Here is a 12418-nt window from a genome sequence, read left to right on the forward strand (position 1 = left end):
CGGGCGTGGCACTACGCCATGGCTTGAACAACAACATGGTATTCAAGTGGCGCCGGCGCTACCTGCATGAGCTTGCCCGACGCGTTCGGAGTCAGCCGGGCAAACTGTAGCGTCTAAATCATACTTGTCGATAGCATTTCGTTTCCTCCTGCATCGCTGTCCGGTTCAGCGGTCGACACGGTCGACCGCTTCAGGATTCGAATACCGAATGTCCCTTCCGGCCTGGACGCTGATTGTGAGGCCGAGAATGCCACCCAGTTCCTGACAGCGCTCGGAAAGCGGGAAAAGAACTGGGTCGTCTGCGCCTGTAGTCGGAGACATCGCAAACCCGGGTTCGAGCGTAATGCCCCGGAGCTTGAATTCACCGAGCGCACGCTCGGTTTCCTTCACTGCATGATCGATCGACTGGCTATCAGGGGCACCGCAAGCCCGGCAAAACCCGAAAGCAGGTCGGATCGTTCGCGACGACCTGCGCAACGTCTTCCACCGTCGTGCTTGCATTCTTGTCTGGAACCCTCTGCCCAGACTACGGCGTGCCGTACACCTGCCGTCTCCAGCTCTGATTTGAACGCGTCCATTGATGCGCTCTTGACCGAATCGGCGAGGGGACCGACCCAGTCGGCAGGGCGTTCTGCGGCCGTAAGACGCGCATTGAATATCGTAAGGTTCCGGAAGGATTTGTATGGCGGGCGCACGCGGAAATCGATAAACACCGTGACTATCACTCCCTTGGTAAGCGTTCATCGACGCATTGCACGGAATCGAAGCATATTACAGATTCGCCGCGACCCTCCGATATCCTTTGACCCGCAACAGAACCTCTCCGCGGCTGCTTATCGAGCGTTCCCTATTCCATGACACGCTCGTCCCTCACCCCCAACCCCTCTCCCGGGGGGAGAGGGGAGCGTCGCGTCCGTATTGGACTGTCGTCCAATACGGAACGATCAATAAGAAAGCGGTAAGGTAGATCGCACACCCAGAGTCAGCTTCGAACCGTCACGGCTATTCAGAAGTGAGGGCAATTTTCAATCGGCGGCAACACTCCCGCGATTGCGCTCAACGAGCTGATTCCGCGACGGACTTGAGCTTAGGGTAGCGGTCAATCGATGCGCATCAGCCGGCGGGCGTTCTCGTGCAAGACCTTCGCCAGCACGCCGGGCGCCCAATCCCAGTCGCTATAGGCGTCGACCATGGGCTTGAGCGGCTTGCTCGGATACGAGGTGCCGAACATGGTGCGATCCTTGAAGTAATGGTTCGCGGCCTTCACGTACTCCTGCGCCAAGGGCACCATCTTGATCATGTACTGATCCGGCGAAAGCCAGACGTTGGGACAGACGAAGCAGATTCCTATCATCTCCGCGACGTACGGCCATGCGGCGTGCGCGACATGGATATCGAGCTTCGTGAAATCCTTCGCGACCTGGTAGATCTGGACCGGATTGCCGAGTTCGTATGGCCGGTCGACCGTGGACTGCAGCACGGCGCTGAGCGAGATGTTGACGGGAACGTCCAACCGCACGCATTCTTCGTAGATTGGATACAAGCGCGGATCGTCTGCGCGCGCGTAGCTCGGATCACGCGCGATCGAGGGCTCGATAGATATGCCTTTGAAGCCGAGCTGCGTGACGCAGCGGCGTACCTCGTCGATGCAGGCATCCATCGGTTGAGCCAGGTCGATCCCGCCCCAGCCGAGAAAGCGTCCGGCATGTGCTTCGACGCACTGCGCGATCTCATCGTTGGGAATGACGCCGAGGGGCTCGATCGACTGCCGTCCCATGATGACGCCGATCTGGATGTTCGCCTCGTCCATCTCGCGCAGCAGCAGCTGCGTGGACCGCGCCTCCGCCGATGGTGGGCGGTCGAAGCCGATGCGCACCGGGTAGTAGATGCCTTTGGCGAAATTCGCCTTGCCTACCCAGCTCGCCAACGGCGGTCGCAGCCGCATGTCGATGTACATGACAGGTGCCTCCCTCTCACGAGTTCTGCATGGCCTCGACCACCGCGCAGCCGAACGCGGAACTCGAGACGGCTCGAGCGCCCGGGATGAAACGCGCGAAGTCGTACGTCACGATGCCTGCCGCGATGGTCTTCGCCACTGCCGCGCCGACCACGTCCGCCGCCTCGGACCAGCCGAGGTGCGCGAGCATCATTTGCGCGGACAGGATCACCGCGCTCGGATTGACCATGTCCTTGCCGGCATGGCGCGGCGCGGTTCCGTGGTTGGGCTCGAAGAACGCGACCGAGTCGCCCATGTTCGCGCCCGGCGCGATGCCGACGCCGCCGACCTGCGCGGCGAGCGCGCTCGAGATGAAGTCTCCGTTCTGGCTCATGGTGACGATCACGTCGAGGTCCTGGGGCTGCAGCAGGCTCTGCTGCATGAAGGTGTCGGTGATGGTGTCCTTCACCAGCACTTCGCCGTGGGCGGTGCCGATCCTGAGCGTCGAGCCGTCTCCCGTCTCGGTCGCGCCGAACTCTTCGCGCGCGAGCTGGTAGCCCCATTTTGCGAACCAGCCCTCGGTCAGCTTCATGACCGTGCCCTTGTGCACCATGGTCACCGACCCGCGACCGAAGCGCAGCGCATACTGCAGCGCGCGCCGCATGAGCCGCGTGCTCCCTTCGCGGGAGATCGGTTTGATGCCGATGGAAGCGCTGTCCGGGAAGCGGATGTCCTTCACGCCGAAGTCCTCGGTCAGCACCTGTACGAGACGGCGCGCTTGCGCCGTGCCGGCGCCCCATTCGATGCCAGTGTATATGTCCTCCGAAGTCTCGCGGAACAGCACCACGTCGATGCCTGCGGGATTCTTCAAGGGGCTGGGCGCGCCGGGAAAGTAGCGGATCGGGCGCACCTGGGCGTAACAGTCGAGCCGCATGCGAAGTGCAGCGCTGAGGGAACGGCTTCCGCCGCCCACGCCGGCGCTCAGAGGGCCCTTGATCGCGACACGGTGGGCCCGGATCGCATCTATGGTTTCGGCGGGCAGGGCTTCCTCCGGTCCGTACAGTGCCACCGCCTTCTCGCCCGCGTAGACCTCCATCCATTCGATGGCGCGAGCGCCACCGTAACTCCTGCGCACGGCCGCGTTCACGACCTCGCGCATGACCGGCACGATGTCGCGGCCGGTGCCGTCGCCCTCGATGAACGGAACGATGGGCCGATCCGGCACGTCGAGGCTGCCGTCCGCGCGCATCGAGATGCGTTCGCCCATAGGCGGTGGCTTGATGTGCCTGTACATGGTCGTGTCCGTCTTGTCGGAGAGATCGTTCGCGGCGCGCGTCATTCGACCGGAAACGGCAGACCGAGCGCGTCGGCGACGGCCTGCAGCCGTTCCACCGTGCCCGGCGGCATGGGGATGCCGTTGCGCGCCCGAGCTTCGCTGGTTCTATGGCCGCGTTCGCCAGGCACGCAGACCTCGGCATGCCCGGCCGCCGGGGGCAGCGTCCTGAGGGCGTCGACGAGCCGGTCGACGTCGTCGCGATAGTCGTCCAGGCCCGTGAAGGCGGCGATGTCGATCGCGGCCACGATGCTGTTCTGGGTATGCTCACGCCCGGCCCCGCCGAGCATCGCGGGAATCTCGCGCGCGAGTATGGGGTTGCAGGCCATGAGACTCGACAGGCACTCGAACAGGATCGCGACGCCCGAGCCCTTGGGGCCTCCCAAGGGCAGCAGGATGCGCGCCCGCTCGGGGTCCGTCGTCGGCTCGCCCGCGGCGTCCAGCGCCCAGTCCGCCGGAATGGCCAGGCCGGCGTCGGCGGCAAGCTTGATCTTGCCTCCGGCCGCGACGCTGTGCGCCATGTCGAGCAGGAGCGGCGGATGCCGCCGCGCCGGCACGCATAGGGCGACCGGGCTGTTGTGCACGCCCGGCGCCCGGGCTCCGTAGGGCGCCATGACCGGCGTGCCGCTCGTGTTGACGAGCCCCGCCATGCCCGCCTCCGCGGCCATCAGCGCGTAATAGCCCAGCGCTCCCTGGTGCGTGACGTTGCGCACCACCGTCCACCCGATGCCTGCCTGCCGCGCCTTGTCCATCGCCAGGCGCATCGCGGCGACCGTCGCCACGGCGCCGAGCGCGCGGTCGGCGTCGATCGAGGCGGTCGCGGCGGTTTGCCGCAGCACGCTGATCCTGGCCCGCGGGTTCATCCGTCCGCTCGCGATGTATTCGAGATAGGAGGGGATGCGTATGACGCCATGCGAATCTACGCCGCGCAGGTTCGCCCAGACGAGCACCTCGGCGACCGTGGCGGCGTCCTGCTCGGCAACGCCTGCCCGGACGAATATGGCTCGCGCGAACTCGGTCAGTCGCTGTGCAGGCAAACAGCGCTCGCTTGTCGCGGGCAGCGGGTCGCGCAAGCTCATTCGGGCCTGATCTTCATCGCTTTCGCCACGCTCTTCCACTTCTCGATGTCGGCGCGGATGAGCGCCGCGTACTGCTCCGGCGAATTATGAACGGGGTCGCTTTTCTGATTGAGGATCTGCTGGCGGACCTTGGGGATCTTGAGTGCCTTCGCCACTTCGGCGTTCAGCAGATCGACGATCTCCCGGGGCGTTCCGCCCGGCGCGATGAGTCCGTACCACTGAGTGACGTCGAATCCGGGCACCGCTTCGGCGACCGCGGGTAGATCGGGGTAATGCGCCGAGTGCTTCGGTCCCGAAACGGCGAGGGCGCGCGCCCTCCCCGCATTCACCTGCGACATCGCGGTGAGCCCGCTCGCGAACAGCGCCGACGCCTCGCCGCTGATTACCGCGGTCGTCGCCGGCGTTCCGCCGCGATACGGGACGTGAGTCACCTCGATCTTCGCCAGGTGCTTCAGGGTCTCGATCGCGAGATGCGGCGCGCCCAGATAGCCGGTGGACGCGAATCTCAGCTCGCCGGGCCGCGCGCGAGCGAGCGCGATGAGCTCCGCGACCGACTTTGCCGGCAGGGATGGATGAACGATCAGCATGTAATCGGATACGACGACGAGACTAACAGGCGCGAAGTCCTTGACGGCGTCGTATGGCAGCTTCGGATCGACCGCGGGCAGGATCGCGTTTGGGCCGCTCGTCGCGAGCAGGAGCGTGTAGCCGTCGGGAGGCGCCTTGGCCACGGCGTCGGTGCCGATCTGACCGCTTGCGCCGGTACGGTTCTCGACGATGAAGGGTTGTCCCAGCGATTCGGTGAAGACCTGCGCAAGCATGCGCGCGATCACGTCCACGCCCCCGCCGGGAGGATAGGGCGAGACGATCTTCACCGGCTTCGACGGATACGATTGTGCCGCGGCCGCGCAGCTCAGCAAGACCAGCGTGATATTCGAAATCGTCGCGAGCAAACGTGTTGACCGCATCCTCTTCTCCTCGTGTCGCGCGCTCAATCGGCGCGGATGTTCGCGTCCTTGATGACTTTCGCCCATTTGGCCATCTGCCCGCGCACGAATTCGCCGAACGCGCGCGTATCCATATCGATGGCCTCGGCGCCCAGGCCCGCGAAGCGCTCCTGGGCCGCCGGCGTGCGCAGGATCTCGCGGATCGCTCCGTTCAACGTGGCGCTGACCGCCGGGGGTGTACCGACCGGCGCCCAAGTGCCGAACCACTCGTCTGCCTCATACCCGGGAAGCGCAGCTTCGGAGATCGTGGGCAGCTCCGGAACTGCCTTGGCGCGCCTGGCGCCGGTGGTTGCGAGCGCCCGCAGCTTGCCGCTCTTCACGTGTGGCAGCGTGAGCACCATGCCGCCGAACATGACCGAAATCCGCCCTGCTAGAAGATCGGCGGTCGCGGGAGCGCCGCCCTTGTAGGGGACGTGCCTCATGTCGATCCCGGCCATGCTCTTGAAGAGCTCCGCGGCGAGATGCGGCGTCTGTCCCGCCCCGCCGGAGCCGTAGTTGAGTTGCCCCGGCTTCGCCTTCGCGAGCGCGATCAGCTCCTTCGTACTCGTCGCCGGTAGCGCAGGCGTCACGACCAGAATGTTGGGGGCCGTTACCACGAACGCCACCGGGGCGAAATCCTTGCCCGCGTCGTAAGGCAGCTTGGTGTACAGTGCTGGGTTGATCGCATGCGCGCCGGCCGCAAACAGCAGCGTATGGCCATCGGGTGCCGCTTTCGCCACGATATCCGTCCCGACGATGCCAGCCGCGCCGGGGCGGTTGTCGACCACGAAGGTCTCCTGCCATTTTTCGGTCAGCTTTTGCGCGACGATGCGGGCTGCGGTATCGGTTCCCCCGCCCGGGGCATACGGCACGATGATGCGGACCGGCTTGGTCGGATAACCCGCGGCCGACGCACATCCTATGGCCGCGAGCGCGAGTCCCAGCGCAGGCAATGTAAGCGGCTTCATTCCCGATGTGCCATCGGCGCTTGCCCCTGGTTCAGACGCTCAGCTTCAGAAGCCTCGCCGCGTTCGCGCCCAGCACCTTGCGGAACGTCTCCGGCTTCCAGGGAAATTCGAGATACCTGTTCACGCAGTCATCCAGGTCGCCCACGGGGTACGCCGAGCCGTAGATCATCTGATCGGCCATGAATCCGGCGGCTGCCTCGACATAGGCGGAACCGCCCGGCATGAAGATGTAGGCATCGGGCGCGACGTACACGTTGGAATGCTTGAAGGCGACGCCGATGACCTCCTGCACGTAGGGCCAGCAGCCGTGTCCGCAGATGATGTTGAGCTTCGGAAAGTCCAGCGCGACTTTCTGGATGAACTTGGGATGTGTGTCCTCAATGCTCGGCCCGGAATACGGGCTCGTCATGTAGACGACGGGCACGTCGAGCTCGACGCAAAGCTCGTACAGGGGGTAGAGCCGAACGTCGTCCGCGTGCGTCGCAAGGGCGCTGCGCGTGGGCTGCAGGTGAATCGCGCGCATGTCGAGTTCCCTGACCGCCCTGCGCGTCTCCGAGATCGGATCGCCGAACTCGCCGCCGACATCTATGCCGGCGATGCCCACCAACCGGTCGGGATACTGCTTCAGGAGCCCGGCGATGTAGTCGTTGGAGATGCTGCTCACCGGCGTGTCGCCGACGGACGGAGACTGGCGGCCGAGCACGACGAGCTTGTCCACTCCGCCCGCGTCGGCCTCCCTGAACCATTGGTCGATCGAAGCCTCGGTATACGACCTGGGCAGCTTCTTCATCCCCAGCCGAAAGCCGACGTATTCGACGTGCTTCGGGATGAAGTAAGTGAGGAACTCGGGTGTGGGCGGGCGGGCACGCAGGTCCACGACGAGATTGTTGTTGCGCATCGGATTAGGCTCGTGGTCGGTTGACGGATGCACCGGAAGCGAAGCGGCGCGCCAGAAAGCGTTTCAGGACGGCCGCGCACCGGGATCCGTGAGAGTACGGCAGACCATGACGGGTATGCGCGAACACCTGGAGCTCGGCGTCGGGCAGCCGCTGGTAGAGATCGACGCTGATGGCCACCGGGATGAACGGGCTGTCGTCGGGGCAAAGAAGCAAGGTCGGGACGCGGACCTTCGAGACCTCGCCGGTCAGATCGGCATCGAGCAGCAGCTGGGCGAGGCCGAGCGTCGCGTCGACCGAGCAGGTGGACTGGACGCCGTGAAACCAATCGTACTGCACCTCGGTCAGTGCGTCCGGGTGGAAGCGCCACTGCATGAGCTGGCGCGACCACGCCGCCTGTCCGTCCCGCTCGATCATCTCGCGCCACGGATCGACGTTCTTCACCGCCGTGCCGCGATGCGCGCCGTTGCTCACCGTGAGGCTCAGCAGCCGCTCCCCGTGATGGATCGCCATGTAGAGTCCGAGCGTTCCTCCGATCGACTCCCCGACGAAGTGGAAGCGCGACAGCCCGGCCGCGTCGGCTACCGCGAGGACGTCGGCCGCAAGCGCCTGCCAGGACCAGCTTGCGGCGTGCGCCGGCGATTGCCCGAAGCCCCGCATGTCGAGGCGGACCAGGCGATACGCGGACGCGAGAACGGGCAACCAGTCCGCCCATAGGCCCGAGGTGGTGCCGATGCCGTGGTGGAACAGGATGGTCTCGGGCTCGGCGACCCAGGGCGCGGTGACGTCGATCTTCTCGAAGAACAGGCGCTGACCTTCGCGCTCGATGACAGGCATGCGCTCCTCCGCGATGCGCGCTTCTCGCATCGCCAGCCAGCATAGCCACATGCCCGCGACAATAATAGTTATTTCTTTTTAGCAGTTTGATAAGATTCAATTACTGCTTTGAGCGCATCGCCTCCCCATGTCCATACGCACGCTCAAGACCTTTCTCGCGGTGGCCAAGCACGGCACGTTCGCGGCCGCCGCGAAGGAGATCGGGCTCACCCAGGCCGCGGTCAGCATGCAGATGAAGGCGCTCGAGAGCGAGCTCGAAACGCTGCTGTTCGACCGCGTCGGGCGCGCGGTCGTCCTGAACACCTCGGGACGCAACCTCATCCCGGCCGCGACGCAGATCGTCGGCCTGTACCAGGACATGTCCCTGTCGGTGAACTCGAACGAGCTCGGCGGCTCGCTACATATCGGCGCGGTGCCGCCGACCTTCGCCCGCCTGCTGCCCGAGGCGCTGCTGCAACTGAAGCGCGATTACCCGCGATTGAACGTGCACGTCGTGAGCGGTGTCTCAGACGATCTTGCGGCGAAAGTCGAGCGCGGCGAACTCGACGCGGCGCTCGTGGCCGATCCGCCGGAACCGCTGGCCAAGAACTTGATCATGCGTGCGATCGTGCGCGAGCCGCTGGTGTTCATCGTGCCGAAGAGCGTGCGCATGAAGCACGCGCGCGATACGCTCGTCGAGCAGCCTTTCATCCGTCTTGCCCGGCAATCGTGGACCGGACGCTTCATCGACCAAGCTCTACGCCAGCGCGGCATCGACGTACAGACGGTGATGGAGCTGGACACGCCCGACGGGATCGCGGAGATGGTCGCGCGCGGGTTCGGCGTATCCATCATTCCGATGTACGACGGGCGCTGGCTAGACGATTCGCGTCTGAACGTGTGGCGTTTCAGCCAACCCACGCTCGAACGCGGGGTCAGCGTGCTGGAACGGCAGGCGCACACTCGAACTGCGCTGACCGGCGCGCTGGTGCAGCGGCTGCTCGACACCCAGAAAAACAATCGCCGTTCGGTCAGGCTGAAAACGACTTCGCTCGATTGATGCCGCGTCGTCGCGCCCGAAGGTCGCGGCCACTCGTGGGCCCCGGGCGCACACGGATATCGCCAACATGGGCCCGCGCGTCCTGTGCGCTGGTCAGGGCCGCGCCGGGCGCGCGCGCAGTAGCGCCGGAACCTCGTCCAAGGATGCGGCGACGCTCGCGCCGGCCTCGGCGAGCTCCAGCTTCTTGGCAGTCACGGTGTCCTGCGCGGACGCGATCATCGCTGCCGCGTGACCAAAGCTCTGCCCGCGCGGATAGCGCTCCTGGAACGCGCCGGCGAGCAGGGCCACGACGGGCTTCGCGACCCGTCCGGTTCTGATCAGCGCGGCGACTTCCGCCTCGTTGGCCGTTCCCGGCTCGCCGAAGATGACCATGCCGAGCGTGTCCGGGTCGCGCTCGAACAGCTCGACGAACTCCGCCATCGTCGTGCCGGTGATCGCATCGCCGCCCATGCCGATCGAAGTGGAGATGCCCAGACCCGCGGCCTTCAGGGTGAGCGCGATCTCCGCCGTCATGCCGCCGGAGCGGGAGCACACGCCGATCGAGCCCGGAGCGAAGATCTCGTCCGGCTTCATGCCGCCCACGCCGCCTACTTTTGTCCTGCCCGGCGAGATCATCCCGTTCGTGTTGCAGCCGACGACGCGCGCGCCCGCCTCGCGGGCGGCCGCGAAGACGTACAGCGCGTCGTGCACGGGGACGTACTCGGCCGTGATGACCAACAGCTTCACGCCTGCCACGATCGCTTCCATGGCGGCCGCTTTCACGAACGCGGGCGGCACGTAAATGACCGACAGGTCTGCCGCGTGCGCCGACAGTGCGTCCATCACAGAGCCGTAGACCGGGACGCCGTGCACCGCCTCGCCCGCCTTGCCAGGCGTCACACCGGCCACGATGCGCGCGCCGTACCCAAGCGACCATTGCGTGTCAAAGCGCGCCTGGCCGCCGGTGATACCCTGCACCAGGATACGGGTCGACGAATCGATCAGGATGCTCACAGGGCCGATCCAGGCTCGCCGCCGTGCGCCAGGCGGACGACGAGCGCCACCGCTTCCTTCAGGCTCGTTCCTCTCGGAACGTAGTGGACGTTCGGTCTGCCGGCGACCATCGCCCGCGACAGTTCTTCTCCGGCACCGAACAGCCGAATCACGATCGGCAGCTTGCGCGTGTCAATGCGCTTCGCGTCAAGCACCTCGACCAGCGTGCGCACGCGAATGTCGGTGCGCGCCATCTGCGCGAAATTGAAGCCGACGAGCAGTGCCTTGAGTCTCGGGTTGTCGAAGATCGCCTCGATCACGGCCCGCAGCTTGCGGTTGTCGGATCCGGTGGGCGGCGTCACCGAGTGATTGGCCGGCCGGCCTCCCAGCTCGAGCATCAGGTCGTGCTGGTACAACCCCGGCCCGCCGCCGCCCACCAGCAGACCGATATCGCCGTCGAGCTCGATGTATTGGCATTCTCCGCCCAGCACATCGCGGCTCACGATCGCGACGCGGCGCTCTCGCGGATTGGACGGGAGCTGGTCGTCGGCATTCTCGTCGATCCAGTCGCGATGGCGAAACAGCGCGTGCTCGTCGATCGACATGAGCGCGCCGACGATGCACACGCTGCCGTCGGGGCTCGACGCCAGCGGATTTATCTCCAGCAGCGTGGCATCGGCCGCTACGAACGCTTCGTATAGGCGCGACGTGATGTCCGCCAGCGCGGTCAGCATGCGGTCGTTCACGCCCGCGCGCTGCCATTGCTCCGCCGCGAACCCCGGGCTCACGCCCCGCAGCGGATCGAGCGGAACGCTTACCAGCGCTTGCGGATTCGATTCGGCGAGCCTCTCGATTTCGATGCCGCCCTGGGCCGATACCAACAGCCGAGCTGCGCGGCCGGAAATGGCGTAGGCAAGATAGAGCTCTGCCGCGATGTCGGCGAACGCTTGCACGAGCACGCTGCGCACGGGATATCCGGCGGTGGCGCGAAACAGGATCTCGTAGACCACAGCCTTGTTCTGGTACGCGATCGCGGCGAGCTCCCCGGGCATCGTGAAGACCAGGTGGAAGTAGTCAACGCCGATGAGGTCGGCCTGACGATCTTGCAGCCATTGAGCGCGCACCATTGACTGACACTTCGGGCAGTGCCGATTTCGGCAACTGTTGAAGGCGACACGCTGGTGACCGCAGGCATCACACTGCTCGACGTGTCCGCCGAGCGCGGCCGTGCGGCAATGCTCGATGGCGCTCATGACACAGCGTTGCCCGCGGCTGAGTTCATCAGCGTGTTGCCGACGGTAGATGGACCCGAGCTGGCGAAAGATGTCCGCCACCTCGAGCCTGCTGGCGCGCAACGCCCGCCTCAGAAATGAGCGGGTGGCCGCTCAGTGGCTCGCCGCGTACGCTCGGAAACACTGCCGCGTCGTCCTGGTCGGGGATCTCCCGCAACCATGCCTTCAGCACGGCCACGGTCTGCCTGGTCAGCGGTGTGGCGCGTTCCTTGCGACCCTTTCCCAGCGTTCGGATATGCGCGCCTGTGTCGAGCATCAGTGCATTGCGGCGCAGGGCGGTGAGCTCGGACTGACGCAGCCCGCATTGGACGGCGAGCAGCAATAGGGTGTGATCGCGCCGCCCGGACCAGGTGCGCGGATCGGGAGCGGCCAATAGGGCCTCGATTTCCGGTCGGGTCAGGAAGCCGACCTGCACGCGGGTGAAGCGCTGGCTGGGGATGGCCAGGACGCGTTGGATCTGCTCCGCGTGGGCCGGTACCTCAAAGGCCGCATAACGGAAGAAGGAGCGGATGGCGGTGAGCCGCAGGTTACGGCTACGGGGCGAAATACCCCGTCCCTTCTGCAGATCGGCGAGGAAGGCGGCGATCAACGATGCGTCGAGCTGTTCGAATGCCAGCTGAGTCGGTGGCTTACCGAGTCGCGCCTGCGCAAAGTGCAGCAGCAGGCGAAAGCTGTCCCGGTACGAACCGATCGTATGCGGGCTGGCGCGACGTTGCTGCATTAGTCGCTGGGTAAAGAAGCGCTGCAACAGCGCGGGGAAACTGGGCGTCGAGCTCATGGCCGTTGCTCCCAGCGTTGTTCGAGGCGCGCCACCGCCTGCTGCATCAGTTCCGGACAGCCACTGAGATACCAGTAGGTGTCGGCGACATGGACGTGGCCGAGATAGGTAGAGAGCAGGGGCAGGCGGCGCTCGACCTCCGTGCCCGACCGGTACCAGCGCAACAGGGTCTCGATTGCAAACCGATGACGATAATTCCGGGGGCGGAATTATCGTCATAACTCCGGGTCCCGGATTATTCCGGATGCGGGGCGCCTGGTGCTCTGGGAGTTGCGTCTTTGTTCGTCTGTCGCCGAAGGCTC

Annotated in this window: 12 protein-coding genes and 1 pseudogene; 1 reads left to right on the forward strand and 12 read right to left on the reverse strand. The window is 65.5% G+C overall.

Annotated features, from left to right (window positions below; all coding sequences use genetic code 11):
• Positions 1-165: 165 nt before the first annotated feature.
• The 8 genes from GEV05_27905 to GEV05_27940 form a co-directional block, all read right to left on the reverse strand.
• The gene (locus GEV05_27905) at positions 166-390 is read right to left on the reverse strand and encodes a hypothetical protein (GenBank protein MPZ47119.1); all 225 of its coding nucleotides are present in this window, start codon (positions 388-390) and stop codon (positions 166-168) included.
• A 709-nt stretch (positions 391-1099) separates the two neighbouring features.
• On the reverse strand, positions 1100-1957 hold the full coding sequence (locus GEV05_27910; protein MPZ47120.1) for an amidohydrolase family protein: 858 nt from the start codon (positions 1955-1957) through the stop codon (positions 1100-1102).
• A 16-nt stretch (positions 1958-1973) separates the two neighbouring features.
• Positions 1974-3230 carry an NADP-dependent isocitrate dehydrogenase gene (locus GEV05_27915; GenBank protein ID MPZ47121.1) on the reverse strand — a complete coding sequence of 419 codons (1257 nt, stop codon included), beginning with the start codon at positions 3228-3230 and terminating at the stop codon, positions 1974-1976.
• 41 nt (positions 3231-3271) lie between these two features.
• On the reverse strand, positions 3272-4387 hold the full coding sequence (locus tag GEV05_27920) for an Ldh family oxidoreductase (GenBank protein MPZ47122.1): 1116 nt from the start codon (positions 4385-4387) through the stop codon (positions 3272-3274).
• Complete coding sequence (locus tag GEV05_27925; GenBank protein ID MPZ47123.1) at positions 4345-5382, reverse strand: tripartite tricarboxylate transporter substrate binding protein; 1038 nt, start codon at positions 5380-5382, stop codon at positions 4345-4347. The genes GEV05_27920 and GEV05_27925 overlap by 43 nt, the downstream gene beginning before the upstream one ends.
• Positions 5340-6302, reverse strand: coding sequence for a tripartite tricarboxylate transporter substrate binding protein (locus GEV05_27930; GenBank protein MPZ47124.1), 963 nt, complete (start codon positions 6300-6302; stop codon positions 5340-5342). The genes GEV05_27925 and GEV05_27930 overlap by 43 nt, the downstream gene beginning before the upstream one ends.
• A gap of 31 nt (positions 6303-6333) precedes the next feature.
• Positions 6334-7200: an amidohydrolase family protein gene (locus GEV05_27935; GenBank protein ID MPZ47125.1), complete on the reverse strand. Its 867-nt coding sequence runs from the start codon at positions 7198-7200 to the stop codon at positions 6334-6336.
• 4 nt (positions 7201-7204) lie between these two features.
• On the reverse strand, positions 7205-8086 hold the full coding sequence (locus GEV05_27940) for an alpha/beta fold hydrolase (protein MPZ47126.1): 882 nt from the start codon (positions 8084-8086) through the stop codon (positions 7205-7207).
• 76 nt (positions 8087-8162) lie between these two features.
• Here GEV05_27940 and GEV05_27945 point away from each other — a divergent pair, with 76 nt between their 5' ends.
• Positions 8163-9074 (forward strand): LysR family transcriptional regulator, encoded by a 912-nt coding sequence (locus GEV05_27945; GenBank protein ID MPZ47127.1) that lies wholly within the window; start codon positions 8163-8165, stop codon positions 9072-9074.
• A 93-nt stretch (positions 9075-9167) separates the two neighbouring features.
• Here GEV05_27945 and GEV05_27950 read toward each other — a convergent pair whose 3' ends face one another.
• The 4 genes and pseudogenes from GEV05_27950 to GEV05_27965 all read right to left on the reverse strand — a co-directional run bounded on the left by GEV05_27950 (position 9168) and on the right by GEV05_27965 (position 12313).
• On the reverse strand, positions 9168-10067 hold the full coding sequence (locus tag GEV05_27950; GenBank protein MPZ47128.1) for a succinate--CoA ligase subunit alpha: 900 nt from the start codon (positions 10065-10067) through the stop codon (positions 9168-9170).
• Positions 10064-11401, reverse strand: a complete 1338-nt coding sequence (locus tag GEV05_27955; protein MPZ47129.1) for a hypothetical protein — start codon at positions 11399-11401, stop codon at positions 10064-10066. Before GEV05_27955 ends, GEV05_27950 begins: the two co-directional genes overlap by 4 nt.
• Positions 11328-12116, reverse strand: a complete 789-nt coding sequence (locus tag GEV05_27960) for a tyrosine-type recombinase/integrase (protein ID MPZ47130.1) — start codon at positions 12114-12116, stop codon at positions 11328-11330. Before GEV05_27960 ends, GEV05_27955 begins: the two co-directional genes overlap by 74 nt.
• Positions 12113-12313, reverse strand: a pseudogene (locus GEV05_27965) (integrase). The gene GEV05_27960 and the pseudogene GEV05_27965 overlap by 4 nt, the downstream one beginning before the upstream one ends.
• Between the last annotated feature and the right edge of the window lie 105 nt (positions 12314-12418).

Source organism: Betaproteobacteria bacterium (assembly GCA_009377585.1).
GTDB lineage: Bacteria > Pseudomonadota > Gammaproteobacteria > Burkholderiales > WYBJ01 > WYBJ01.

Bases quoted from the DNA above. Each gene is read 5' to 3' on its own strand.
- GEV05_27945 (MPZ47127.1), top strand. From the start codon at position 8,163: ATGTCCATACGCACGCTCAAGACCTTTCTCGCGGTGGCCAAGCACGGC.
- GEV05_27910 (MPZ47120.1), bottom strand. From the start codon at position 1,957: ATGTACATCGACATGCGGCTGCGACCGCCGTTGGCGAGCTGGGTAGGC.
- GEV05_27935 (MPZ47125.1), bottom strand. From the start codon at position 7,200: ATGCGCAACAACAATCTCGTCGTGGACCTGCGTGCCCGCCCGCCCACA.
- GEV05_27915 (MPZ47121.1), bottom strand. From the start codon at position 3,230: ATGTACAGGCACATCAAGCCACCGCCTATGGGCGAACGCATCTCGATG.
- GEV05_27940 (MPZ47126.1), bottom strand. From the start codon at position 8,086: ATGTGGCTATGCTGGCTGGCGATGCGAGAAGCGCGCATCGCGGAGGAG.
- GEV05_27960 (MPZ47130.1), bottom strand. From the start codon at position 12,116: ATGAGCTCGACGCCCAGTTTCCCCGCGCTGTTGCAGCGCTTCTTTACC.
- GEV05_27925 (MPZ47123.1), bottom strand. From the start codon at position 5,382: ATGGGCGAAAGTCATCAAGGACGCGAACATCCGCGCCGATTGAGCGCG.
- GEV05_27930 (MPZ47124.1), bottom strand. From the start codon at position 6,302: ATGAAGCCGCTTACATTGCCTGCGCTGGGACTCGCGCTCGCGGCCATA.